The following is a 26328-nucleotide window of genomic DNA, read 5'->3' as shown; positions in this document are numbered from 1 at the left end:
CAAAGTTTCGCGGTGACGACCCGCCGACGTTAGAAATACCAATCGATATCGGCTATACTTTCCCGACTATCCATAAGCATTCGCGATGTCAATTCGGAGGGATTTTCAAATGAGGGATTATTTGTTTTTGGTGCTGTGTCTTTTTTTGGCTGTGATGACCGCAACTGCGCAGGAAGTTCTGAATCGGAACATGCTCGTCCTTTCAGATGATCTTGGAACATCGGTCAATGGGTCGCTTCGCGATCGGGCAACGATCAGGGGTATCCAGAATATTTCGGGCAGTTCCGGGATCGCTTTTACCGATGATTCGATATACCGAACCGATTCTGCAGGCCGCGAATGGAAAAAACTGGATCTACCTATCAGCCGAGGCTCTATGATCGCGGACGTCGAATTTCGAGACAAACAGACCGGCACCGCCTTGATCGCAGATCATCTTGGTGATCTGCTTGTGCTCGCAATCACCTCTGACGGTGGCAACACATGGCAGGCGCACCAAGTTGTTCTCCCGGGCATCAAGAAGATCGAGGTGTCTACCCGTGATGCTCGAATCGCTTTCGAAGGTCGAATGACTTATATCGAATTTCGGATTCAGACATCGTCCAACTTTGAAGGGTCTGCGATATGGTCATCATCAGATGGAAGATCGTGGAGATTCGTTGAACGTTCGCTCGAAATGCGCGCGAACGACGGCGCCGAAGCATCGACGTATTCGGGCGATTGGACATTGTCCACCGAAGGCCGATGCGTCGGATACAAGACCGGCTGCTATCAGGCATCGATAATCTCGATACGCGGCATCGACGCGACGCCGACCGATGTCGCTGCGGCAACCGAGAAAGTCCGAGCAAGAGCCGAACTCGAGGCGGCGTCTTCACCATTGTTCTCGGCCCCCCCGGGTGGTACGACGCGTATCAGTCTTAATCGCGGCTTTGACAAATGTACCGCCGGAACGGTTTCTCAGATGCTAACGTGGTGGAACAACTCGTGGTTCTACGATTCCAACATCTATATGAGCGGCCGTAATCGAGCATGCTCTCAGCCGCAGCTTACAGCGGCCTGGGTCGACCAGGTCACAGCTATGGGCTGGGGCTTGATCCCGACGATCGTTGGTTACCAGTCGCCATGTATAAATTCTTCGAGTCAGACGATCCAGAAGCACAGCTACGACCCGGTTGTATCCGAACAGCAAGGCCGCGGCGAAGCCGATATCGCTGTTGCCGACGCGATAAACCTCGGGCTTACAGCTGGTTCGATACTTTATTACGATATGGAACGATACGATCCGCCGACGCCCGACACACTCGGGTGCCGTACGGCGACGGTCGCTTTCCTGAAAGGCTGGACGGACCGCGTCAAAGAACTTGGGTACAAATCAGGAACGTACGGCTCGCCGAAGAATGCCCAGGAAGATTGGGTAAATCTGCCGCCGGCAAGCAAGATGGACGCGATCTGGATGGCCCGTTGGGACAATGTTCCCTCGGTATGGACGTATATCACATTTCCAAATTTCCCAACGAATGAATGGGCAAACCATCAGCGTATTAAGCAATGGGAGGCTCCGCACAATGAGACCTGGGGCGGTGTGACATTCAACATCGACGGCAACATCTCAGACGCTCCGGTTGCAGGGCTCGCGATTCCTCGAAACAAGAACGCTGACTTTGACGGCGACCAAAGGACCGACATCAGCGTATTTAGGCCAGAGACCGGTGTTTGGTACGCGCTAATGAGTTCGAATGGCGGTTTCTCAGCGATCGGTTTCGGACTCGCGAACGACGTCCTTACACCGGGCGATTATGATGGCGACGGCAAGACCGATCTTTCGGTATTCAGGCCTGAGAATGGCGGTTGGCATTTCTTGACGAAGGCAGGATTTTACTCATCGCGTGCTTTTGGAACTACCGGCGATATTCCCGTCCCCGCCGATTACAACGGCGACGGCAAAACCGATGTTGCGGTCTTTCGACCTTCGACCGGGATCTGGTACATTTCCAATTCCGACAGTCGCGGCACATACACCATTCTTCAGTTCGGACTCGACGGTGACAAGCCCGTTTCGGCCGATTATGACGGTGACGGCAAGGCCGATGTATCGGTCTTCAGGCCTTCGAACGGTGCTTGGTATTCGCTTCGCAGTTCGGACGGCGGATTCACCGCCGTTCAGTGGGGATTGGCATCGGATCGGCCGGCGCAAGGCGATTTCGACGGCGACGGCAAAGCCGACCTTTCGGTTTTTCGTGACGGCATATGGTATCTGCTTCAGACGACTGCCGGTGCGGCCGTAGTCCCATTCGGTTTAGCGGGTGATATCCCCTCGACGGGCGACTATGACGGCGATGGTCGAGCCGATTTTGCGGTTTTCCGGCCGTCGACCAGTGTTTGGTATCTGCTGCAAAGTCAGAACGGATTTGGCGCGGTTCAGTTCGGCCTTTCGACCGATCGATCGATACCGAATGCTTATTTGCCTCAGCAGTAGACTTAAGAACGCCGGATATTGACGAACCGCCTCTCGCCGCTAAGGCATGGGCGGTTCGTTTCATTTATTCTGAGCTGCGGATTGAACTTGTACTCAGATCAAAGGTAAAATCATTGTTTTTGTTGGTCGGCTGATCTCAAATCTATGTTACAGGCAGGAATCGTTGGGCTTCCCAACGTTGGAAAATCAACACTCTTTAATGCCCTTACCGCGCAAGAGGCTGCGTTGGCGGCAAACTACCCTTTTGCGACGATAGAGCCAAATGTGGGGGTCGTGGCCGTTCCAGATGAACGCCTTGCTGTCCTCGAAAAGATGAACAAGGCTCAGAAGACCGTGCCTGCAACTGTCGAGTTTGTCGACATTGCCGGACTAGTTCGCGGGGCTTCGAAAGGCGAGGGGCTTGGCAACCAGTTTTTGGCGAATATTCGCGAAACACACGCAGTGATCCAGGTCGTCCGTTGCTTCGAGGACGAGAATATCGTTCATGTCGAGGGAACTGTCGATCCGATCCGCGATATCGAGACGATCCAGATCGAACTCGCCCTTGCAGACCTTGGGTCGATCGAGAAGCGTAAGGAAAAGGCCGTTCGGGGTTCAAAGTCGGGCGATAAAGACGCAAAACGCGAGCTCGAGATCATTGACAAGATCTTGCCGGTGCTTGAGGAAGGACGCCCCGTTCGGGCCGCAAACCTGACGGACGACGAGCGTGAGATCGTCAGGAAGTGGTTTCTGCTTACATCAAAGCCGACGATCTATGCTGCAAATGTTGATGAGGCAACGCTTGCCGATCCGGCGTCTAATCCACACGTCCAGAAAGTGATCGAGCACGCAAAAACGGAAAATTCAGATGTCGTTGCGATCTGTGCAAAGCTTGAGGCAGAACTTGTTGCTCTTGATCCTGCCGATCGGGCCGATTATTTGAAGGATCTCGGCCTGGACTCAAGCGGTGTCGATAAACTGATCAAAGCGGCTTACCACATGCTCGGCCTGATGTCGTTTTTGACCGCAGGTGAAAAGGAGGTGCGTGCATGGACCATTCCGATCGGCACTAAGGCACCACAGGCCGCAGGCGAGATTCACACCGATATTGAACGCGGCTTTATTCGCGCCGAGATCGTGAGCTATGATGATCTCGTTGCCTGCGGTTCACGAAAGGCCGCCAGCGAAAAGGGCCTGGCCCGTCTCGAGGGTAAAGAGTACGTGATGCAGGATGGAGATGTCGTTGACTTTCGATTCAATGTTTGATCCCGATCCAGATATTTCGACAAAGTGATTTCCGTCACATTTGGCGGAGTCTCGAAGTAATATATTGTTATAAGATGAACGTCCGCTCAATTACAACACGGGTTCTCACGGTCTTCGTTCTGGCATTTATTTGTCTCAACGGATTCGGAGCGCTTTGTGTCGCCTATTGCCAGACGGTCGAAGCCTCTTACGAGAAAGCCGACCATTGCCCCATTGGCAATGGTCTTTCAACAAAGGCCATGTTGGCGGCGGTTCCGGATGTTCCCGCAGTTACGGACATTGGCGCGGACGAAGACTGTTGTCCGCTCACAGTAACCTTTGTCGCCGCTCCGATCGAATCAAAGCAGCAGACGCCGGCACCTTCGGTCATGATGGCCGAGCTGAGTTACATCGATCACGTTCTTATGAAGGTTGAACGACCTTTTTCGAATTCGATACCCCCATATCGCGGTCCTCCTATCGATCGTCGCTTAGATAGGGTCATGCATTGCGTTCTTCTGATCTAGCCTTTCGCCTCACCTTGCTTTGAGCCTTTTTATCGGCTCGCATGTCTATTTTGGATGCGCGTTCAACATTTTTGGGCGTTGCATGGTTATACAGATACTCAAGTTGAGTCAGGAGAACTTAAAATGAAGAAACGTAGCTTTATATTATTTAGCATCCTCGCTGTTTTTGCGCTCGCTATCGCCGCATTCGCTTATACTCAGTCCGGCACTGATCTGAATGCTTCTGCTTCGTGCTGTAAGAAGAGTGACTCATGCCCGATGAAAGCAAAGGGTAATGACGAGAAGGGCGAGCACGCAAAAATGTCGTGCTGCTCAAAACATAACGGTGAGCACGCAAAAACCGAAGGCAAAGGCTGTTGTGACTGCTGCGGCGATTCGTGTCCAATGAAAAAGGACTCGTCAGGAGCAGCATCTGATGCTGTGAGCGGTTCCGGCGAAAAGAATTGCTGTGAGAACTGCGCATGCTGTAAAGAGAAAAACGAAACAAAAGCCTGACCTGACCGCAGACGGGAGCCCGGTCTTTAGAGGGCTCCCGCAACTCAATATCTATTCGAAATGAAAAACCAAACCCTGCTGGTTTTTGCCCTTCTTCTTTTTGGTCATTCATTGTCCGGCGCGATATCCGGCCAGACCAAACTCGTCGGCCAGGTCGTTTGCTCTACATGTTGGTTCGAGGCACCCGACCGCAAAACATCACCATATGGCAATGCCGCTGATATTCAGTGTGCTGTCGATTGTTCAGAATTGGATATCCCGCAAGCCCTTGCTGTAGAGGATGCAAAAGGCTTTACGCTTTACATTTTGGAACCAGGACGATACAAGCCCGCCAAAAAGGACTTTCTCGATCTTGTTCCGAAAACGGTCGAGATCGAAGGTGAGGTCCGAGTCGAAAAGGATAAGCGCATTATCAAGGTAAACGCTCTTCGTGTTCTCGAAACCCCTGCATCCAAACCAGCTCCTGTTCCCGAATTGGCGACCTTGAGCCTCAAAGACCTGACCGGAGCGGAGCAATCGCTCGCCGGCTTGCGTGGGCGAATCGTTGTCCTCAATTTTTGGGCGACGTGGTGCGAGCCATGCAGAAAGGAAATGCCCGACCTTGCTTCGATCCAGAACGATTATGCACCTTTTGGCGTTCAGGTGATCGGAGCCGCCGGTGATCCTGCGGCACAATCGGCAACAGTTCTGAAATTCATTCGCGAAGTAAAGGTGAATTTCCCGGTATGGATCGGAGCGTCGGCCGACGACATGGAGCGGTTCGGTGTCGGGCGCGTGCTGCCGGCAACTGTTGTGATCGATCAGCAAGGGAAGATCGTTTGGCGCGAGATAGGCATTATAAAACCCGATGCTCTCCGTAAAGAACTCGACAAATTGCTGCTGCCAAAGGTGTCGCAGGCTGAAAAAGCCGCAATTGCACAGAAGTCGAAAACCCGGAATGCTTCTCTTGTGCCTGCTTGACCGGTCTGACCGGGCGAAGGCCAGGCTGTCCGGGGGACGGCCGATAACCCAAAAAAGTTCACTCTTGGTTTCCGGTTGCTCAGCGGCCAGGTCGATCGGGCCGCCGTGCGCTCAACGCTGATGTACCGATTGCACCCCCGATTCCACATCGGTGTCGAATACAATCCGAAGGTCGGCGAGCTTCACCCCCTGATCACCATAATTCCGGTCACCGAGACAAAAAACCGTCCGGCGATAATTTTCGGTATCAGTTCGGACCGTATCGGTACTCCAAGCGGAACATCGGTCTACCTGACCGCAAGCAAGGACCTGCAGCATTGGACCGGCCTTCCGATAGCACCATATGGCGGCATTGTTTATGGGTCCTATGAAAAGAAATTTCGGTTCATCGGCGGACTGAATATCCGTTTTCCATACCGCCTTACCTCGTTGATACAGTTCGACGGTGTAAAGGCACATCCGAGTCTGACCTACACATTCAACGACGCTCACGGCCTTACATTCTTGATGGTCGGGGGCAAGGATCCCGGTATGACGTACACGTTTTCATTTTAGCTTGCATTCCGCCTGATTCTGGGCGAAAATCAAGCTCTCCCGGTAAATGGCGCCTTCGTCTATCGGTTAGGACGCAAGATTCTCATTCTTGAAAGAGGGGTTCGATTCCCCTAGGCGCTACCATCTATTCCTGATCCCGATCTCAATTTTTGCGTGAGCGGTAGCGTTCGAGAAAACGCGCGATGCGGCCGATGGCCTCGTGCAGGTCGTCGACGTTCGGCAGAAAAACGAGGCGAAAATGGTCGTTGCCAGGCCAGTTAAAACCGGTCCCTTGAACGATCAGCACCTTTTCTTCGGCAAGCAGTTGACATGCGAATTGCTGATCGTCATCGATCGGATACATTTCAGGGTCGAGACGCGGAAACATGTAAAGGGCAGCCTTTGGCTTGACGACCGAAACGCCGGGAATCTTCGTCAACAGTTCGTATGCGCGGTCACGCTGCCGATACAATCGTCCGCCCGGAGCCACGAGATCATCGATGCTTTGATAGCCGCCGAGAGCCGTCTGTATCGCCAACTGTCCTGGAGTGTTTGAACACAAACGCATTGACGAGAGCATATTCAGCCCTTCGATATAGTCGGCAGCGGTCGATCTGCGGCCCGAAACGATCATCCAGCCCGCGCGATATCCACACGAACGGTAATTTTTGCTCAAACCGTTGAACGTCAAAAACAGCACGTCGCTCGCCAAAGAAGCAATGCTCGTGTGGGAATTGCCGTCGTAGAGCGTTTTATCATAGATCTCGTCGGCGAACACGACGAGATGTCGTTCGCGTGCAATATCAACGATCGCCTGAAGAGTTTCGACCGAGTAAAGAGCGCCTGTCGGATTGTTCGGATTTATCACGACAATTCCGCGGGTGCGTGCCGTAATCTTCGATTCGATATCCACGAGATCAGGAAGCCATTCGTTCGATTCGTCGCAAAGATAGTGAACGGGACGGCCGCCGGCCAACGAGACCGATCCGGTCCAGAGCGGATAATCGGGCGCGGGCACCAGCACTTCGTCGCCCGCATCAAGAAGAGCGTTAAGCGACATCGTGATGAGCTCGGACGCACCGTTTCCAAGGTATACGTCATCCACACTTACGTCGGCGATATGTTTCTGTTGAGAATAATGAACGACTGACTTTCGTGGAGCAAAAAGCCCTTTGCTATCCGTATAACCCGCCGCCGCCGGCAAATTTCGGATCATATCCTGGACTATTTCGTCCGGCGGATCAAAACCGAAAGCCGCAAGGTTGCCGATATTCAGTTTGATGATGTGCTGGCCCTCTTCCTCCATTCGCTGAGCGAGGTCGAGGACTGGGCCGCGAATGTCGTAAAAGACATCAGCGAGCTTTCCGGATTTCAATATCGTTCGCAACTAAGGTTCTCCGCTATTGTTTGATGACGGACATCGGGCTAAATGGGGGCTGTCGATGAAGTAGAAAATGGCATGCCCTCGGTAGGATTCGAACCTACAGCCAACAGATTATGAGTCTGCTGCTCTAACCGTTGAGCTACAAGGGCATGAAGTTAGAAGTGTAAATCAAACCATTAGACCGCGCAAATGTTGCATCATCCGACTTCTCGAAACTAGGTGATGCCGCCGAACGTCGGCGGCGGGGGCGGCGCGCTCACGGTCGATGCTCCGATCTTTGCAAACCGCTGTTCCTGCCGGTTCGTGGTGTCGCGAACCACCATTATAGCTAGCGCAGCGGCAACCATCGAAAGAATGCCAGTGGCAAGGAACATCATTCCCGTTAACTGGACCCGGTCCATGTTTTCAGGATCGAATAGATTTCCCGTCACATTCGAAGCTATGTTCGAAGTGATCCAAAAAGCCCACCAAAAGCCCATAAATGCCGGTGCACTGTGCAGACTTGCAGAAAGGAACGCAGGTTCGTCGGCAACTTCTGGGTCACTCTCGCACCAGATCTCACGCATCGCCTGGAACGGTTTAACGAGATTCGCAAAGGGAATGAACCACCAACCAACGGCCCAACCCGGCGTAAATCGCAGATCGGTCGGACGAAGGAACTCAAGGTTCTTATGCGCCCTGTACATCCAAACCAGGAACAAAACGACCGTCGCGACATAAAACGGAAAACGGAGCAAAATAACAAAACTCTGAAGCATCATCCAAAGCGACAAGTCAACGGGTTCGTCAAGGTTGACCGACATCGCAGGATTCACCATCTGACCGACGCTTAGCCCAACCGAAATGAGATCCGTTACCGCGATCAGGGCCAATCCTCCGATCGCAAAATATGAAAGATTCCTTGCGGATCGATATCCCTCTACCATTTTGTTTTTCCTTAAGTCCTTTTCTGGTGTTGAACGTTAGAATTTTGGCTTTAGCTTGCTGACACGCTTGTATGTGCCGCTTGCCGTGACGTTGAATCCGAAACCGCAGGCTGAACCGGAATCGACATCAAAAACCTCGATCGTTCCGGTTCGAACGAATCTTATGTTGATCCGGCATCGGCCAAACTCGTCCGAGGCAAATACGGCGGTGTTTCCGCTGATCGTCGCAAATCCATCGATCTGACCTATATTAGCCGAAAGCCCGCCGTTGCCGTCAATATAAGGATAAACGAGATCGAACGACACTTTCAGCCGTCCTTTGCCGAGTGTAAGGATCTTGATCTCGTTTGCAGAATCTTTGAACCTTCCCTTGAAATACGATCTAAACGTGCCGTTGACCTCCGACGCCGGAACGGCTCGAGTCGACGCTTGCGCCAACAAATTCGGCGCGACGATCAAGAGAACAATAAGCAAACGTGGAAGGAAAATGGAGGTCATTGCAAACGAATTCCTTTAAGTTGCCCGATTTATCTGCTATATTTTTGCCTGACTCTCTTCAAAATTCAAACAAAACACGAGGAAAATTGATGAGCTCAAATGCAGCGACGTTTAATGCCGCATCAGATGCGGCCGGACACGACAAACATCCTCCCGGATTGTATGCACTTTTCGGAACCGAAATGTGGGAACGTTTCAGCTTCTATTCGATGCTGGCATTGTTCACGCTATATCTTCGTGATCCGACCGAGGGGTTTGGCTGGACCGCGTCCGAGGCAACGTCACTCTACGCCAACTATTTGATGTTCGTCTATGCCAGCCCGCTGATCGGCGGATTTATCGCCGACCGGTTCACGGGCTATCGCAAAGCCGTGATGATCGGCGGGTTTTTCTTCATGGCAGGCCATGGCCTGTTGTCGATTCCTGCCGTCTGGGCAGTATACCTCGCGTTAACGTGCCTAGTTATCGGTAACGGCTTCTTCAAGCCGAACGTTTCGACGATGGTCGGCAACCTTTATCCGGAAGGCAGCCACCTCAAGGACCGTGCCTACAATATCTTTTACATGGGGATAAACGTCGGTGCGATGCTTGCTCCGATCGTAATGGAAGTCGTTAGGGCATACTTCGGCTTCCACGCGGCATTTGCGGTCGCAGCGTTCGGAATGGTCATCTCGGTCGCGATCCTCTGGAAGTTCAAGAACATTGTCGAAGATCCGAATGCTCTTGCCGATAGACAGACGGCAAGGGCAAACCGGGCCGCCGGCATCGTCGAGACTCCGGCCGAGATCGAACACGTTGATGATGGCGGCGACGCCGCGAAGGCACGCAACAAACAATCGTTGATGGACACGGTCCCTGATTGGAAGCGAGTAGCCGCACTGATCGTGATCTTTTTGATCGTTATCGTTTTCTGGATGGTGTTTCATCAAAACGGGTCGACCTTGACCTATTGGGCCGACGACAATACTGCGTGGAATGTGACCGGAACGATCTCGAACGCGATCAATCCGATGTGGATCATCATCCTCACGTTCCCGCTCGTCTGGTTCTGGGGCTTTCTCGATAAACGCGGCAAAGAGCCTTCGACACCGACAAAGATGGCGTTCGGAATGCTTCTCACCGGCCTTTCGTTCTTCGTTCTCTGGTACGCGGCAACGCTCGGTGAAGGCAAGACCTACACAGCGGCCGAGATGCAGGGCGGATCGTTTCGCATAAACGAACGTGTCGTCAACAATCTGAAAGCCGAAGGAATGTCCGCCGAAACGCTCGAAAAAGTGATGGCGGCCAAGACTGATGAAGGCAAGAATTTGATCGATGACGTCAAATTCTCTCCGGAGACCGACAAGGCCACCGGCGTTAAAACCGAAGGCAGTGACCGACTGATCGCTGCGATCGACAAGGTCGCTCCGGGCGAAGGTTCGAAGTATAAGGATTCGATCTTAAAGCATGCCTACCTCTTCCAGGTCTCGCCTTTCTGGCTTCTACTGGCGTACGGCATCCTGTCGCTCGGCGAGCTGATGCTTTCACCGATGGGGCTATCGCTCGTTTCTAAAGTTGCTCCTATCCGAATGCGAGGGTTGATGATGGGCGGCTGGTTCGTAGCTACGGCGATCGGCAACAAGCTGACGATGATCGGTATTTACTGGAGTATTTGGTACCAATCGAAGTTCTTTATCGTCCTTGGGTGTATGGCCTTGTTCATGGCCGTGGTACTCGCATTGTTATTGAAACCTCTGAAAAAGGCGATGCCAGGAGTTTAGATAGGCCTTTATTCACAAAACACGAAACGGGAGATAAAACGATCGACTTATCTCCCGTTTCTTTAGTTTATCCGCCGGTCTGCCGTTCGCGAAATGCGGTCATTGCCTCTGCCGCTCCGGCGTGAATGATCTCGGGTTTGTGATATTTCCAGTATTTTTCGAACTCTTCTTCTGACAACTCGGTCATTTCCGCCCGGGTCTTTTCCTTTAGATAGTTTTCGGCCCATTCGCGTATTTCCGGAATCGTATTCAACGCTGTGCGTGCTCCGTGCATCAAATTATCTCGTTCCATATATTTTATCTCCGTATGCTAGATTAAATACTAACTGCCGTTACACACGCGGGCAAGACCTGGACCCAGCCGCCGGGCTCCGTTACGGCTTATCAATATCGTTTAGTCATTGGGAGAATCCTAAGTGAAGAAGTTAATTTTCAGCACATTGCTACTCTCGCTATTCGCTTCCGGCCTTGTTTCGGGGCAATCGCGGTCTGCCCAACGCTCTGCGGCTACGAATACGCCGGCAGCCGCATCGAGGCAGGATTATTCCGTACCCTTCGTCAACAAGACTCTGAGCAACGGCCTCGAGATCATCGTCCTCCCCGATCCCAGCGTTCCGATCGTTACGGTCGAGCTTGCCGTCCGAAATGGTTCATTCACCGAACCGCCTGAACTCAATGGACTGTCGCACCTTTACGAACATATGTTCTTCAAGACCAACAAAGCGACACTGTTGATGCAATGTGAACCCTTTATTCTGCGAGGCGGCGTGAATCCGATATGCAACGAACCGATCAGGCTAAAATCGCAGATCGGGGATGTGAGCTATCTGCGGAACATTGAAACCCTCGGCATCTCGTATAACGGCTCTACCCGCGAAGAGGTCGTCAACTACTTTTTCACTACAACAAGCCCGTATGTCGCGACAGCGATACGGGTTATCAACGATGCGGTCCGTTACCCCTGGTTCAACGAGGAGGAATTCGAGAACGAAAAACAGGTCGTGATCGGCGAACTTGATCGAAATGAGGCGAATCCGTATTCGTATCTGTTCAAAGCAACTAACGAGAAGCTATTTTACAAATACCCGACCCGAAAGAATCCAGGCGGAACGCGGCAGACAGTCGCCGCGGCGACCACCGATCAAATGCGTCTGATTCAGTCGCGTTATTATTTCCCGAACAATGCCGCACTTATCATAACCGGTGACGTAAAGCCGGATCAGGTCTTCCGCCTGGCGGAGGAAATAATGGGAAGCTGGGAAAAACGAGCGGTCGACCCTTTTAAGGAGTTTCCGCTCGTAGACCATCCTCCGCTTACAAAGAGCGAAGCCGTTATAATCGAAAAGAATACCGGCGAAGAAACCCAAAGCGCTGAACAGAACGTTTTTATTCAGATAGGTTGGCACGGCCCCTCGATCGGGAAAGACGATGCCTCGACGTACGCGGCCGACGTCTTTTCGTATATTCTCCAGCAGCCGGACCATCGTTTTCAGCGAAATTTGGTCGATAGCGGCCTCGCTTCGGCCGCATCGATAAATTACTACACTCAGCGAAACGTCGGCCCGATCACGATCTTCCTGATCACCACGCCTGAAAAAGCTAAAGCTGCCCTTGCCGCTACATACGCCGAGGTCGCCCAGTTCGGAAGCCCGGGCTATTTCACGAACGAGGAACTCGAGAATTCGAAGACGATCCTCGAGGCAAGCGATCTGTTCGATCGCGAGAAATCGAGTGAGTATGCCCACACCCTCGGGTTCTGGTGGTCATCGACCGGCATCGAATACTTCCGCGGCTATCAGAAGAACCTCCGTGCGGTCTCACGTGCTGATATTAACCGTTACGTAAGCACCTACATAACCGGAAAGCACCGTGTGGGCATCGCTATGCTCTCGCCCGAGGCAAAATCGAAAGCCGCGCTCGGCGAAGCCGACTTGATCGGGTCAAAGTGATCTGGCATTGGCAACGATCTTCCCGGCACCAGAATATTTATCATCGGATAGCAGCGACATGCCGCACAGTTTATTTATGATTATCGCAAAACGCACTATAACCATTCTTGTACTGAGCTTTGTGCTTACTGCGGCGGCCGCCGCGCAGACCGGCAAGATAGATAACGTCGCTCAGCAGGCGTCGCTTGTGACCGAGTTCGAGGTGAATGGCATGAAGGTCCTCGTCAAACGGCGAGCCTCGGCACCGACCTTCGCCGCCGGGCTTTTCGTCCGCGGAGGTGTTCGAAACTACACCGAAGCCAACGCCGGTATCGAGAATTTTGCCTTGAGTGTCGCGACCGAGGCCGGCAAGAAATTCAACCGCCAACAGGTCAGACGCCAGATCGCTTCGACCGGAAGTTCGATCGGAGCGGGTTCATCGCGTGACTATAGCTCGATCGCATTCGTCTCGACACGCGAGAATTTCGACCGAATGTGGGAGTTGTTTGCCGACGTCGCCATCGATCCGGCTTTCGCCGCAGATGACGTCGAACGGATACGGCAGCAGTTGATCGCCGGCCTTCGCGAAGCTGAAACAAGTCCGGATGCCGCGCTTCAGGCGGCGCAGGAACGCTCGATCTATGCCGGTCATCCGTATGCATTGAACCCGAATGGCACGATCAAGAACGTGTCAGCCTTTACGGCGGCCGACCTTCGAAATTATCACCGATCGTTGATGCAGACGTCACGGCTCCTGCTTGTTGTTGTTGGGGACATAGATGCCGAGCAATTGAAGGCGAAGGTAACACAATCCTTCGGTAAATTGCCCCGGGGCAATTACAAAGAGGCCCCGCTGCCGCCCCTGGATTTCTCAAGACCGACGGTCGACGTCACAACACGGAACATTCCGACCAATTACGTCCAGGGAACGTTTGCGGCGCCTTCTCTAAATAACCCCGACTATTTCGCGATGCGCGTGGCGACTACTATCCTTCAGCAGTTGGTCTACGAAGAGGTTCGAGTCAAGCGTCAGCTTTCATATGCTCCGAATGCCGAGCTAAATAATTTCGGTGCGAATACGGGAACGATCTACGTGACATCTGTCGATGCAAATCAATCTGTCCAGGTGATGCTTGCGCAGGTCAATGACCTGAAAACCCGTTCGCTGAACGATCAGATGATCGCGGGGATGGCAGGCCAGTTCCTTACGAATTACTATGTCGCACAGGAGACGAACTCTGCTCAGGTTGCCGAGCTCGCCCGTTATGAGCTTATCGGCGGCGGGTGGCGAAACTCCTTCGAGTTCCTCAACAAGATACGCGAAGTGACCGCAAAGGACGTTCAAGCGGTCGCCAATAAATATATGAAGAATGTCCGCTTTGTCGTGATCGGCAACCCGCAGGCGATAGACGAAAAGATATTCAAGGGCACATCACAGTAGCCATTGCTCCAGTGGCTTCGATCTGATCTTTAACGATGAAGGGCGGCCTGCAGCCGCCCTTTTTGCATTCCAGTGTCATCCATCCTTCGTTCTCCGCTCCGTTTGCGATGGCTTCGACGGTTCGCTTTTCGGTGCCGGATCACGTTGCTTTGGAGGATCGGAGCGCGGCGGCGGTTTCGATTCAGACGGATCAGGCCGACGTGTAGGTTCGGACCTTGGCGGCGGCTCGTAACGCGGGGTCTCGCGAGGCGACGGATCGTTCCTCGGCTGCTCTTCGCGTCTCGGCTGCTGCTGAGGCATTGTTACTATCGGCCGCGGTGTCGAACGCTCAGGGGTGTAGCTTTTTGGCTCACTGCTACGCGTCGTCGTCCTAACCGGTGGATCCGCTCCTGGCGTCTCGACAACCGGCTCTTTAGGTTCGGAACTGCGCACCGTTCGTTCGACCGCGCCGGTCCTGCGCGGCTCGGTTGAACGCGTCGTGGTCGGACCTGTTGGCTGAGGCAACGGGTCATTCTGAAGCGGTGGCCGATTGCCCAGCATCCGCGTTGTTCTAAGCTGTCTGTCGAGCGGTTCGTCAGGGGTTCGGGTCGAGGCACCGGTTAGCCCGCGTGTTCCGACCTTGGCCGCAGCAGGCTTTTCGGTCCTGATCTCGCGGCTGATCTTTGACTCTATCTCGCGATATATCGGCAGGATCGGCGGTGTCTCGCCTTCATTCGGCGCTTTCGAAAGGACCGCTCGAGCGGTCGAAAGCGGCGGCCGCCTAAGGTCTGCCTTTCCGCGTCCGAATTCTGATGCCGGAACCGTAACCACCCCGGTCGGCGGAACAGTTTGGAGCGGCGGCGTCAACTTTCGGGCCGTCCGCTGCTCGTTCGTAATGACCGGTCCGGGGGTCTGCGGGGTCGGTGTCGGTATCGGCGTATTTGGGCTGTTGACGATCGTCCGGCCAGGCCCTTTGTCGTCGCGTCGTGAACGGGGATTCCGCGAATTGTAGTGTCGATTGTAGTTGTAATATCCGTAGTGATAGGGCAGCGGATACCAACAGACGTTGTTGCTGTAGATCGTTATCACCACTAGAGCCGGACGCCACCAGCTTCTCGAATGCCTGTAATATCCGTATGGCGACCAATGCCAGTAGCCGTTATGCCATATCCATCGACCATAATGGTAGGTCGCCCAACCCCATGGCTCGTCGTTGATCCAGGTCCATCCGAAAGGTGCGACCCATCGCCAGTGGCCATACCGATACGGCGACCAATCGGAATATGAGCTTATCGACGTTCGAAAAGGCCGCCAAACGTATCCATACTCACGGGTGTATACCCAGTCGCCGTTATCATTCAGTTCTTCCGCACCGTATATCTCTCGATCGTAGTAGCGGTCGTAATGCGCTTCGCGAAGCCGTTTTGCGATCAGGTCCTCACGATCCCGGACCCAAAGATCAAAGTCGTCCCCGATCGCGGCAGCGAAGGTCGTTTCCCAATCACCGGCAAATGCTCCGTCGATCTGAACACGAGCGCTACGCCCGCTTCTAAGTGTGAAGCCCGATGTGCTCGAATATATGCGTGCCTCTCCCTCGTCACCTACAGCCACGCCGATCTCGCTCTCATCCGGCTGGCCCGCATCGATGCGGTATTTTCCTGACCGCAGAACTGCAACGGTCGTTCGCGGCGCATCGACCTCAAAATATCCGAGTTCCGGATCAAAATCAATGAGACGCACGCTCACGCTGCCTTGCGACGCGCTGACCGCTATACCTTCATCCCTGAGCACTGCGATCTTTACCAGAGCATTCTCTGAAACGCGGATGTGCTTGCTAGGCGTAAACTGTATCTCAAAGCGTCCGTTGGCCGACGTCGCCACCTCGTCTCCCTCGACGATCGGGAGATTCAACACTGCCTGTTCCCATTCATCGGTGTCAGCCCGCCGGATCTGCACGTCGCCGGCGATAAAGCTTATCCGGGCGACCCTATCGGTCACCTCGGGTATCTCGTCGTCGAAAGCCGACACCGGAAGCGCGGCTGAAATGAATAGCAAGGCCAAAAAAAGCGGAAGCGATCTCTTGTTTCGGGGAAACATAGTCGTATGGGCTCCTTCGCAGAATTCTTAAGGAAGAGAGTGCCAGATCCTCGAAACAACCTCGTGTATGGCACTTATGCTATACATTCAGCAAATCCTGTACCGAAAACCGAAATCGAGATCGCTCGGTTCACCATCCGATGTTCACGGTACAAAGATCGTCGAAATCTGTGCTCAAAGCGACGATTTCGTGCGGATCTCAAGCGAGCGGAAACCATTTCGTGCAGATCATCGATCAAAGATCGACCCTTTGTTTAAGGATATATGGCCGGGCCGCGATGTAGAGCTCGCCCGCGTCGTTGAGCACAATACCGAATGCCTGAAAGGCATCGATCGACTTTATCGGACGGCCGTCTTGTCCGAAGATCGCGATCTGACTTGTGTCGGAAAGATAGATCCGTCCTTGCGGATCAAGGGCGATGTCGTTTGCGGAACGGACCTCCGTGGTCACTCGGTTAAGAAATTTCCCCTCCGAAGAAAACTTGATTATGTCCTTACTCATCCGGTCGGTCAGAAACATCGTACCGCTTCCGTCGACTGCGATCTTCTCGAATCCGAGGTTTGTGCTGGCATCTTTTGCCGCGTCCTTAAAGTCCCGCAGCAATTTCAGTTGTCCGTCGAAGATCGAGATGCCCCGTCGGCCAGCTGCGAATATGCGTCCATCGAGCCCAACGGCAATATCCCGAAGGCCGTGGTCATCGAACTTGTGGAGCAGTTCGCCGGTTTCACCGTTGTGTGCCCGAATTCCCTTGTTCGTGACCATGTAAATGATCCCCTGGCGATCGGCGTCAAGCCCGTAAAGGAGCATGCCCGGTTCGCCATTCCACTGCGACAAGAACTCGCCCTCGCGATCGAAAACCTGAAATCGCCCCCCGGAGTAATCTGCGCTGTAAATTCTGCCCTTTCCATCAACCGCAACGTGTCGGTTGTCTTTGAACCTGCCGGCCCCGGTGCCCTCGCCACCGATCCTTAACAGCTCGGTTACGCTCGGAGCCTCGCTTGTACCATCAGCCGATCTAGTTGCCTTGTTCGCGTGTTCTACGCTTGGAACGGCTTCATTGCCGACACTCAACGCCACCACCATCGCAACGATCAAGCCGGTGAAGATGAGTGCACCGATCGTGAAGATGAGAAACGTCCCGCCGATAGCAATGCCGGCGACCTTTACAGCCTCACCGTTCACCGGAGTGGCCCGAGACCCTAGGCTGAACTGCTTTGCTGTCAGAACGACGCCTTCGCCGCGTTCAAGCGCTTCGACGGCTTCCTTTGCTTCCTTTAAGCCAGCACCGAACGTCTCGCGAAACACCTTTATTGCCTCGATCTTCTTGCCCGCCGTTATCAAACGCCGGACCTCGGCGATCGTCTCGGCATTTCCTGATATTCCCACAGCTGATCCCGGATAGCCTGTACCACGATAATAAAGGTCAGCCGGAACTATGACCGTACTTCCGCAAAAACTGCATTTCTGCATCGTTTTCCCTTCAAACTCCAACGGAGCTGAGCATGAGGCGCATTTGAATGTCTCTGGCATAATGTCTGTCATTCGGAAACATCCCGATCCAATACAAAACGATACGATACTAGTTTTAAAATGAAAAAGGCGGGAAAGCCCGCCTTTTATGATCAATCCTCTGAATCAGAGTTATTTCAGACCACGGCTCCCGGGTAGCTGGAACCGAGTTTCGCCGGCTCACCGGCCGCGAGGTCATTCAGAAGCTCATAATGAAAGTAATCAAACTTCATCGAAACCTGTGGTTCGACCCGTTTTTCATACATCTCACGTGAGCGGTCTATCGCTTCGCGAAGTCTGTCGTACAGGTCACCAGCTTCTCTACCCTCGATCACCTTTTGTTCGTTATAAAGCTTGATCTCCGAGACAAGGAGCCGTGCGAAACGGCGTGCATTGTTGTGGAGCTTGCGTTCCTCTTCAGGAACATCAATTGGCAGGTCGATCGTTCGCTCGCTGAAACGACTTCGCCCAGCGGTCTGAACGGCTGATTCGCCGATTGGCTGTGTGGAATAACCGTTGACCGCCGGAGCAGGTTCTTCAGCAATGGCCGGTGCTTCGAAAACAGGTTCGGGTGCTGGAACGAAATCGGCCTCCTGCCTGATCTCAGCAACGGTCTCGATAGGCTCTGCTGAAGCTTCGGTCCGCACCTGTTCAAAATTCGGCTGCGGCTCAACGTACGGATCGAACGCAGAATCTGCAGTTCGTTCGATCTCAAAACCATGGGATGACGGCGCCTCGGCTTCGACAGATCCCACGTTTGAAACTTGAGCATCCTCGTAAACTACATCACCGATATATTGATCGGATACGGCTGGTTCGAACTGGTCTGAAACTTCCGAAGCTACCGGCTCGGCGACCTCGCCGTAGGTATCGGCTGATTCGGGTTCGGCGATATCAAAACCGGTAGTGCCCGGCGCTGCATATTCAACAGATGGGATCTCGCTTGCCGTTTCATATTGCGGAGCCTCAAATTGCTGTTCGGCTTCCGAGAAGTGTTCGGCCTCGGGAATACCCGGCTGCTCGGCACTGACTGCCGTTTCGGGCATCGTATAGGCTGGAGCCTGATATGTCGCCGGAGCTTCCTCGACTCTAGCCGCTTCAGGTTCTGCTGTCGGCCTCTGGGGTTCGGGCTGAACCACCGGGTGCTGAGCGGCTGCCCGGAGTTCGACAGTTATTCCGGCGACCCGAACAAGCGTTTCAAGAGCGTCATGATTGACCGAAACCCCGGCCGTTCCAAAATCCGCATAGAGCACCGCAACGCCGCGTCCGCGAGCAATGAGCGGTATCGCATACATTCGGTCAGGACGCCCGAATCCAACCGGCTCAAGAAATAGATTGTCGTCCGCGAGCTGGCCAAAAGCTCCCTCTTTTGTCGAAAGCGAATTTGCCGCACGGGCAAGCAACGTATCAGCTGCCATCGGCACTTGTACGGATAAGAGTCTTTCGTCATTCTCGGGCGAGCCTTCACCAAACGACTTCCACCCGACAAATTGATCGTGCTTGACGATGAAGAACGCGCCGCGAGCGGCGAAATTCACCGCATTGTCCACCAGCGATTTCAAGATCGCGGCCTGTGACGTTTGGCTGCTGATATCGTTGATCGCATCCCGGATCTGATCATATCGCGCGGGCGCCGCCTCGGTCTCGCCTTTTAGTTTCTCGGCCTCGCCAAATGCAGCTGCCGTGATCTGGGCACCATCGTCGCGGGCAAGCCGCAGATGCTCGACCACAGATTCGGCAAATCCCTTATCAAGTGCGGGTGCGGACTCAAATCGAGAGGACAGAACACGAAGAGCTTCGTCCATTTGCGATTTATGTTTCGCAAATTCGGTTTCGAAGTTCTTTTGAAATTCCGACACGTCTCGACGGACTGCGGCAAGAGTGTCGTTCAGATAATTCTCGAACTCAGTTCTGAGACTAACCTCGAGTTCTTCACTAGTCACTACGGTTTGTCCTCCAAATTTTGTAAATACAACACGACTGGGAAAGCTAGCGGCTGGCGTATTTGAGCAGAAAGTGTAGAGCTGCGGACGAAATGACAATTCACGTAAAATCGCCACCCATTGAATTATTGCGTTTATTAAGCTTTTATGTCAAGAAATTCTTGCCTTTGTGGAAAAGCAAGCAAATAGAAGATCAAACCGCGATCACCTCAAGCTCAGGATCGACCTCTTCCTTTATCATATTCTCGATCGCCATCAGGGTTCCTGTAAGCGAACTCGGACAGCTTCCGCACGCGCCTTCGTATCTGATCTTGAGCGTTGTTTCGGTCAGTTCGACGATCTCAAGCCACCCGCCGTCACCCGCAAGATAGGGGCGGATCCGGTCATCAAGCAGCGCATTTATTTCGGCCAGCTTCGGGTCATCAGATACGACGGCAGCGATCGCTCCGCCGACGGTCTGCGCTGCCGACCCGGAGCCGTTGCTGCTCTTCGTGCTCTCTGCAGCTCTGATCGGGACGGCCAGAAGCGGCAGGATCTCGTCCCATTCGGCATCGTCGGTCTTTTCCACCGTTATCATCTTGTCCATGTAAAAGACCGAAACGACGTCGCCGACGCCGAAGATCGATGCTGCCAGCTCATCGCTTGCGGCAGAATCTTGAGACTTAAACGAGTGTGAGGTCCCGTGTGAGACTGGCTCCTTTAGAATGAACTTTACGGCGTTTGGATTGGGTGTTTCCTGTATATCGGCGATCTTTGGCATTGCTTATGTCTACTTCAAACTTCGGAATTGGGCATACCCAATTTAAACCTTACATTTTAGTCAACATTATAAACACTTTTCCCTTCGTTTGCACGTCAAATAGTGGCCAAAACACAAAAATGCGAGCGAATCAGACGTAGAAACGCCCATCGCCCGCACCTCTGCGGAGAAAAACACTGCCCGCGAAAGCGGATGATTCGTATCCGCTTCCGCAAAAGCAAAAGATTATTCCGTTATATGGATATCTTCGTTCTTGTTCACTCTCCCTGAAAGGAACATCCCGCCAAAAACGAGAGTTACGATAAGGAAGATCACGACCCCGATCAAATACATGGTATTTGCCGGACTCTTTACATACATATAGAACGAGCCTGCTGTTAACAGCAACCCAACAACGGCGATTAGCCCACTAAGAGATCCCTTCACAGTAATCACCTCCGAATGTCGATGTCGGTCCGTAATTTAGAAGTTTCGCGGGCTAAATGTCGAGCCCTAACTACTTTTGATTGCGGCCTTTAGAGACTAACAATACTGCCTGTCAAACTGATTGTAAATTAACTGCCTAATAGTAACCCCATAACTATCGGAAAGGCAAGCATTCTTTATGCTTCGATAAGCGCCGCAGATCTTTGCCACCGTCAGTCAGAAAGCCGTCCTGAAATGACCCTGGGTATGCGCTGTAGATCTTCGATCGAATGAATGTCTTCCCAGATTCTTTCGTCAAACATTCTTTTCACCAAACCTGCCTGCCCGGCCCCGATCTCCAGCAAAAGACGGCCCCCGGGGCGTAGCCGCTTGGGCGCGTCGCGGATTATCCGTTCTAATACTCTCAACCCATCCATTCCATCGGTCAGTGCGTGCTTCGGCTCGTGCTCTCGAACCTCGGGCTGAAGAGACCGAATTTCGATCTGTGCGATATACGGCGGATTGGAGACCACAAGATCTGATCGAGTTTCGCCTATCGCATCAAAAATGTCCGTTGCCAGAAGGTCGACCCGGTCCAGGACATCGTGATTCGCTGCGTTTGACCGAGCGACCCTGATCGCCTCGACTGAAATATCCGAAGCGGTTCCTCTCGCCGTTTTGACGTTTGTCAAAATAGAGATCGCGATGCATCCGGAACCCGTACCTACATCAATGAAACGGGGCCGGTCGAGGCCTTCTAAAGTCCTTATTGCCTCACCGACAACTATTTCGGTTTCCGGGCGAGGTATCAAAACGAATGGGTTCACAAAGAACTCCAGCCCGTAGAATTCCCGTTTGCCGACTATGTAGTGAAACGGTTCGCGCAGCGAACGGCGTCTGACGGCCTCACCGAACCTTTCGGCTTCGACCGTGCCAAGCTCACGTTCCGGATGAGCGAAAATAAACGAGTCAGGTCGATCGAGAACAAATGCAAGGAGCAGGCGAGCCTCGCGTGCTGGCTGTTCGATCCCCGCAATTTTGAGCGATCTCGATGCCTCCGTGATCGCAGCGTCGATCGTCATCGGGCCCCGTCGCCCTTGAATACTGCCGGGAGCGTTAGCAGAATGATCTTGAGATCCAGCCAAAGCGACCAATTCTCGATGTAAAAAATGTCCATTCTCACCATCTCGTCAAATCGCAAGCGATTACGCCCTGACACTTGCCAAAGGCCCGTGATCCCGGGTTTCATATCCAGCCGCTTCCGATGCCAGAGTTTGTACGATTCGACCTCGTAAGGTATTGGTGGACGCGGCCCGACGATGCTCATATCACCCTTCAGCACGTTAAGAAGCTGCGGCAGTTCATCGAGGCTCGTTCGGCGAAGCCAGCGTCCGATGGGTGTGATCCTGGGATCGTCCTTGACCTTGCCGAATACCGGTGTATCTGTTTCGCCGACATTCGCATCCGGGTCGCCTTCGATGTTCTTTCGGTAGGCGTCGCGATGAACGTTCTCATCCGCGTCTGCGAACATCGTCCGAAACTTGTAGCAAAGAAAGATGCGGCCATCCATCCCGACGCGTTCCTGTCTGAAAAGTACCCGGCCGTTTGAGCCGAGCTTCACCGCCGCCGCGATAACTAACAGCAAAGGTGAAACGATGATTATCGCCACGGCTGAAATCAAGATGTCAGACAATCGCTTGGCAAGCCGCTGAGCTTCTGAAAGCGGCTCTCGGAAAAGCCGTATCATCGGCAAAACGCCGATCTGTTCAACGCTGGTCTTTTGCGGCAAAAGGTCAAAAAGGCTTGGGGCAAAACGGAACTCGACCCGCCGTCGACGACCGACCTGCATCATTGCCTCAAATAGTCGGCTGCTCTCGATGCTTGTGTCCGTTATTATCACTTCCTCAATTCCAAGTTTTCGGATGATGTCAGGAAGATCGTTGAATTGACCGGCGATCGGGACCGAAGCCAGTTCCGTCAGTGACCTTGATTCGTCCGAGGTGCCAACCGCCGCTACGACGCGATAACCGAGACTTGGGTCCTGCCTGAGCTCAGCGATCGTTTGAAGGGCCTCGGCATTGGTGCCAACGATCAGCGTCGGTTGAAGGTTGACATCGCGTCTGCGAAACATCGTCTGGACGTATCTGATCGCAGTGTGAAAAACCAGTAGAAGAAAGAGTGCGAAGGCGAAATCAATAATAAAGACACTGCGCGAATATGAGAACTCACGGAACGCGAAACCGCCCCGAAACATGAACGTCCACGTAACGATCAACAGCGAACCAACTGCCGCCGCTTTAAAGACCTTGATCGCCTCATTTGCATAGGAAAACGCTCCCTGAAACCGAAACAGGCCCTGATACGCCAGCATTGCGACGCGAATGATCATCGCAAAATAAAGCACACCGGCATATGGGACAAACTCCTGTGACCAGGCCCAGGCCGATGCCGAAAGAACCGGATGCCCCTCGCGAATGGCAAAAGCCGCCAAGAACGAGGCTGCGGCCAGGAGCATATCCGCAATTGCTACAGCTAATGCGATCAGCGGCAGCACGGCACGCGGCACCCGCCGCGGCTCTATCGCGGGCAGCGACGCATCGAGACTCTCCAATACCTTTGATGCTCTCACGTTCTACCGTTTAGTTCGAAGGACAACCGCACCGATCCTCGCGTCGCGATCCCTATGGGTCGATCCTGCGAACGCGAGGCGGGAATGCTAACGAAAGATCCTCAGCCTCAAGTGTAAGGTTAGGATTATAGTATGGGTCTTTGGCAAACAGTTCCGGATACTTCGATGCCAGATTCCTAACATTTTCGAATTCATGGACGATCGGCTTCGATCGTGTAAACATCCTGGCCCATGGCGTCCAGACGATTCTTAAGCCCGCCTTCCTTAAGCGCAGACAAACTTCCACGTCTGCCAAACCGTTGGTCGTATTGTCCGGGTCGAATCCGCCTGCCTTATCAAAACTCATGCGCGATATGGCCATAAATTCGATCCCGACGGCTGAGACGTTGTTGTCGGCGGCCAGCCGTACGAACTCTCCCGGGTCATCCGCATCGTAACCGAAATGTGCCCTGCCCAACCCCTCTTTTATTCCCAGAACGTACCCGCCGTTCAAGACTTTTCCCTTTGAATCCACGACACATCCGCCCACCGCTCCTATCCCGGGCTGAACAGCCCTCGAAACCAGTTCCTCAAGCCATTTTTCTGATGCTTTTTCTGCACCGGCGTCAACGAAAACAATTACTTCGCACTTGCTTTCCTTTGCGGCTTCTTCCAGCGCACTGAACACGCGGCCCTCAGAGGCAAGGATGGTTTTGATTGCCCCATTATAACCTCCGAACGGTAGTTGAAACTCGCATCTAGTGTGACCAAATGCGATCACGGCAACTGAAGGTGGCGTCTCCAATCGCAGAATTGTCCGATGAAGCTCACCCCGGCCCTTTATAACATCGGCTTTAGTGCAGGTTCTATCATAATGTTCTCGGATCGCGGTTCGGGCTCGTTCATGGGCATATGTTTTTTCGCCTGAATCAAAAGCGACCGATCCGTGAATTGCCCGCCAATGATAGAGCACAAGCGGAATATGCACAATGCTGCTGTCCTCTATACGCTCGATAAAGCGAAGACACAGATCGTAATCCTGGCTTCCCTCGAACCCAAGTCTGAACCCGCCGACATCCCTGAGTGTCTCGGTCCTGAATGCGCACAAGTGCGTTAGAAGGTTGAACGAGAGAAATGCCTCTGGGCTCCAATCGGGCTTGAACATGGGCTGGAACCGGCGCCCATTGGTGTCGATCTTGTCTTCGTCTGAGTATAGAAGATTGGCCCCCGGTTCTTTGTTGATCGCCGCCGCCAATTGAAATAGAGCGTCTTCGGCCAGCAGATCGTCATGATCCATAAGCGCAGTAAATTCTCCCTGCACCATATTGAGGGCGGTGTTCGAGGCCGCGGAGATATGACCATTCTCGTCTCGAAACGAAACATGAATGCGATCATCATTGCGGGCATATTCGATCAAGACACGTCGAACATGCGGCGAAGGGGACTTATCATCGGCTATGCATAATTCCCAGTTTTGATATATTTGTTTGCGGACTGACTCGATCGCTGCTCTCAGATATCTTTCGTCGACGTCATAGACCGGCATTAAAATCGATATCAGCGGTTGATAATCAAAGTCCTCGATCTTCTGTCTTATTGCTTCCCGCTCATCTTCGGTCAACGTATCGTACTTCGCGATCCAAGCGGTGTAGAGACGATCTCTATGCGACGTCCGTCGCAATCGCTTTAAAGCGAAATAAGTGCCACGGAATCCGCCGGCTCTAAATATCCTGTATGCCTTGCTGAATATTCTCGGCATCATCACGAATACTAAGATCTCGAGAGCCTATTGAACAGTGCCTCGTACTGATCGCTTATCTTTTCCCAACTGTATTCTGCTTTGACCCGCTGCTGTGAGCGTTCCCGATAGTCAAGAACTCGTGCCGGGCGATCGGCGATCGCCTGCATTTCGCGTTTTAGTTCTTCAACGTCCGCGTATCCGATCCCGGCATCACCAAGGACCTCGACATTCTCGACCGTCGAATACGCCAAAACGCAGTTTCCATAGCCCATTGCCTCGATCAAAGCCGGATGTGTGCCGCCAACCTCGGTCGCATGGATATATGCATAGGCATTTTGCTGCAGCGATTTATAGCGCTGGCCGAAAACAAATCCGGTAAAGATCACCCTTGGGTCATCGGCGGCAAGGCGGCGCAGCTGTTTCTTGTATTCATCTGCGTACGGCGCATCGCCGACGATCACGAGTTTAAGGTCGGTCTCGATACGACGAAACGCCTCGATAACCATCGCGGCGTTGTTCTCAGGCTCGAGCCTCGAAACGTATAGGAAGTAACGCTCCGGCTCGACACCAAACTCCGATACTGCTTCTGCATCGATCGCCCGCTCGACATCGGCCCCGTAAGCGATCATCGTCGAATCAACTCTGTATTCCGTCTTGTAGTAATCATAGATCGCCTTGGCATCGGTGACGATCTCAGTCGCAAACCAGACCGATGCCCGCTCGCCGATCGAATAATAAAACTGCCCCAGCCAGTTCCACTTTTTCCGTTTTCGCTCGAGCCCATCGACGTTGATCGCAACGGGGGTGCCTGTCCAGGTCAGCATGGGGATAAAGACCGCGTTCGCGGCATTGCATAACAGAACGACATCGAACCTCTGCGAGACGGAATGAACTGCCGAAAGAAACGTGTGCACGACCGTGTCGAGATATTTGTGTTTCACGGTCGGGAGCACCTTTAGATGGACGCCGCGATACACCTTCATGGTCTTCGGCACGTGATGCGAACGGCAATATACAGTCACCTCGTGCCCACGTTCAACAAGGCGCCACGAAAGCTGTTCGGCAAATGTCTCAAAACCGCCGTAGTTTGCGGGTATTCCCCGTGTTCCCATTATCGCAATGCGCATTT

The 26328-nt window shown here is 53.2% G+C and carries 22 protein-coding genes and 2 tRNA genes; 10 read left to right on the top strand and 14 right to left on the bottom strand.

The features are described from left to right. Positions 1–109: 109 nt before the first annotated feature. The 7 genes from IPM28_14385 (at position 110) to IPM28_14355 (ending at position 6363) form a co-directional block, all read left to right on the top strand. The gene (locus IPM28_14385) at positions 110–2479 is read left to right on the top strand and encodes a DUF1906 domain-containing protein (protein ID MBK9174168.1); all 2370 of its coding nucleotides are present in this window, start codon (positions 110–112) and stop codon (positions 2477–2479) included. Positions 2480–2623: 144 nt separating this feature from the next. Next, positions 2624–3724 (top strand): redox-regulated ATPase YchF, encoded by a 1101-nt coding sequence (gene ychF / locus IPM28_14380; protein MBK9174167.1) that lies wholly within the window; start codon positions 2624–2626, stop codon positions 3722–3724. Positions 3725–3798: 74 nt separating this feature from the next. After that, on the top strand, positions 3799–4230 hold the full coding sequence (locus IPM28_14375) for a hypothetical protein (protein MBK9174166.1): 432 nt from the start codon (positions 3799–3801) through the stop codon (positions 4228–4230). Positions 4231–4284: 54 nt separating this feature from the next. Continuing rightward, positions 4285–4725, top strand: a complete 441-nt coding sequence (locus tag IPM28_14370) for a hypothetical protein (protein ID MBK9174165.1) — start codon at positions 4285–4287, stop codon at positions 4723–4725. A gap of 60 nt (positions 4726–4785) precedes the next feature. After that, positions 4786–5685, top strand: a complete 900-nt coding sequence (locus tag IPM28_14365) for a TlpA family protein disulfide reductase (protein ID MBK9174164.1) — start codon at positions 4786–4788, stop codon at positions 5683–5685. Between the two features lie 120 nt (positions 5686–5805). After that, a complete protein-coding gene (locus IPM28_14360) occupies positions 5806–6240 on the top strand; it encodes a hypothetical protein (GenBank protein MBK9174163.1) in 435 nt (144 codons plus the stop codon). A gap of 48 nt (positions 6241–6288) precedes the next feature. Then, positions 6289–6363 (top strand) — tRNA-Glu (locus tag IPM28_14355). 19 nt (positions 6364–6382) lie between these two features. Here the strand turns inward: IPM28_14355 and IPM28_14350 are convergent. The 4 genes from IPM28_14350 to IPM28_14335 all read right to left on the bottom strand — a co-directional run bounded on the left by IPM28_14350 (position 6383) and on the right by IPM28_14335 (position 9027). Then, complete coding sequence (locus IPM28_14350) at positions 6383–7606, bottom strand: pyridoxal phosphate-dependent aminotransferase (protein ID MBK9174162.1); 1224 nt, start codon at positions 7604–7606, stop codon at positions 6383–6385. A gap of 73 nt (positions 7607–7679) precedes the next feature. Then, positions 7680–7752: transfer RNA gene (locus IPM28_14345), tRNA-Ile, on the bottom strand. 66 nt (positions 7753–7818) lie between these two features. Further along, entirely contained in the window at positions 7819–8529 is a 711-nt protein-coding gene (locus IPM28_14340; protein MBK9174161.1) for a DUF4328 domain-containing protein, read from the bottom strand. A gap of 36 nt (positions 8530–8565) precedes the next feature. Beyond that, positions 8566–9027 carry a hypothetical protein gene (locus tag IPM28_14335; protein ID MBK9174160.1) on the bottom strand — a complete coding sequence of 154 codons (462 nt, stop codon included), beginning with the start codon at positions 9025–9027 and terminating at the stop codon, positions 8566–8568. A gap of 1097 nt (positions 9028–10124) precedes the next feature. Here IPM28_14335 and IPM28_14330 point away from each other — a divergent pair. Continuing rightward, the gene (locus IPM28_14330; GenBank protein MBK9174159.1) at positions 10125–10787 is read left to right on the top strand and encodes a hypothetical protein; all 663 of its coding nucleotides are present in this window, start codon (positions 10125–10127) and stop codon (positions 10785–10787) included. Positions 10788–10854: 67 nt separating this feature from the next. On the opposite strand, the gene IPM28_14325 is transcribed toward IPM28_14330, so the two are convergent. Continuing rightward, on the bottom strand, positions 10855–11079 hold the full coding sequence (locus tag IPM28_14325) for a hypothetical protein (protein MBK9174158.1): 225 nt from the start codon (positions 11077–11079) through the stop codon (positions 10855–10857). Positions 11080–11203: 124 nt separating this feature from the next. Here IPM28_14325 and IPM28_14320 point away from each other — a divergent pair, with 124 nt between their 5' ends. Then, a complete protein-coding gene (locus tag IPM28_14320) occupies positions 11204–12736 on the top strand; it encodes an insulinase family protein (GenBank protein ID MBK9174157.1) in 1533 nt (510 codons plus the stop codon). 76 nt (positions 12737–12812) lie between these two features. After that, positions 12813–14156 (top strand): insulinase family protein, encoded by a 1344-nt coding sequence (locus IPM28_14315; protein MBK9174156.1) that lies wholly within the window; start codon positions 12813–12815, stop codon positions 14154–14156. A gap of 75 nt (positions 14157–14231) precedes the next feature. Here the strand turns inward: IPM28_14315 and IPM28_14310 are convergent, their stop codons facing one another. The 9 genes from IPM28_14310 to IPM28_14270 form a co-directional block, all read right to left on the bottom strand. After that, positions 14232–16232, bottom strand: coding sequence for a hypothetical protein (locus IPM28_14310; protein ID MBK9174155.1), 2001 nt, complete (start codon positions 16230–16232; stop codon positions 14232–14234). Positions 16233–16467: 235 nt separating this feature from the next. Then, positions 16468–17703: a ribosomal protein L7/L12 gene (locus IPM28_14305; protein ID MBK9174154.1), complete on the bottom strand. Its 1236-nt coding sequence runs from the start codon at positions 17701–17703 to the stop codon at positions 16468–16470. Between the two features lie 176 nt (positions 17704–17879). Further along, positions 17880–19685, bottom strand: coding sequence for a hypothetical protein (locus tag IPM28_14300; GenBank protein ID MBK9174153.1), 1806 nt, complete (start codon positions 19683–19685; stop codon positions 17880–17882). 193 nt (positions 19686–19878) lie between these two features. Continuing rightward, positions 19879–20445, bottom strand: a complete 567-nt coding sequence (locus IPM28_14295; GenBank protein ID MBK9174152.1) for a NifU family protein — start codon at positions 20443–20445, stop codon at positions 19879–19881. 225 nt (positions 20446–20670) lie between these two features. Then, positions 20671–20871, bottom strand: coding sequence for a hypothetical protein (locus tag IPM28_14290; GenBank protein MBK9174151.1), 201 nt, complete (start codon positions 20869–20871; stop codon positions 20671–20673). Positions 20872–21083: 212 nt separating this feature from the next. Then, entirely contained in the window at positions 21084–21932 is an 849-nt protein-coding gene (prmC, locus tag IPM28_14285; protein MBK9174150.1) for a peptide chain release factor N(5)-glutamine methyltransferase, read from the bottom strand. Beyond that, positions 21929–23479 carry a sugar transferase gene (locus IPM28_14280; GenBank protein MBK9174149.1) on the bottom strand — a complete coding sequence of 517 codons (1551 nt, stop codon included), beginning with the start codon at positions 23477–23479 and terminating at the stop codon, positions 21929–21931. Before IPM28_14280 ends, prmC begins: the two co-directional genes overlap by 4 nt. A gap of 52 nt (positions 23480–23531) precedes the next feature. Further along, entirely contained in the window at positions 23532–25220 is a 1689-nt protein-coding gene (locus IPM28_14275) for a glycosyltransferase (GenBank protein MBK9174148.1), read from the bottom strand. 8 nt (positions 25221–25228) lie between these two features. Beyond that, positions 25229–26326 carry a DUF1972 domain-containing protein gene (locus tag IPM28_14270; protein MBK9174147.1) on the bottom strand — a complete coding sequence of 366 codons (1098 nt, stop codon included), beginning with the start codon at positions 26324–26326 and terminating at the stop codon, positions 25229–25231. Positions 26327–26328: the final 2 nt, after the last annotated feature.

The sequence above is a fragment of the Chloracidobacterium sp. genome, assembly GCA_016716305.1.
GTDB lineage: Bacteria > Acidobacteriota > Blastocatellia > Pyrinomonadales > Pyrinomonadaceae > OLB17.
This window is presented reverse-complemented; position numbering and strand designations above follow the sequence as displayed.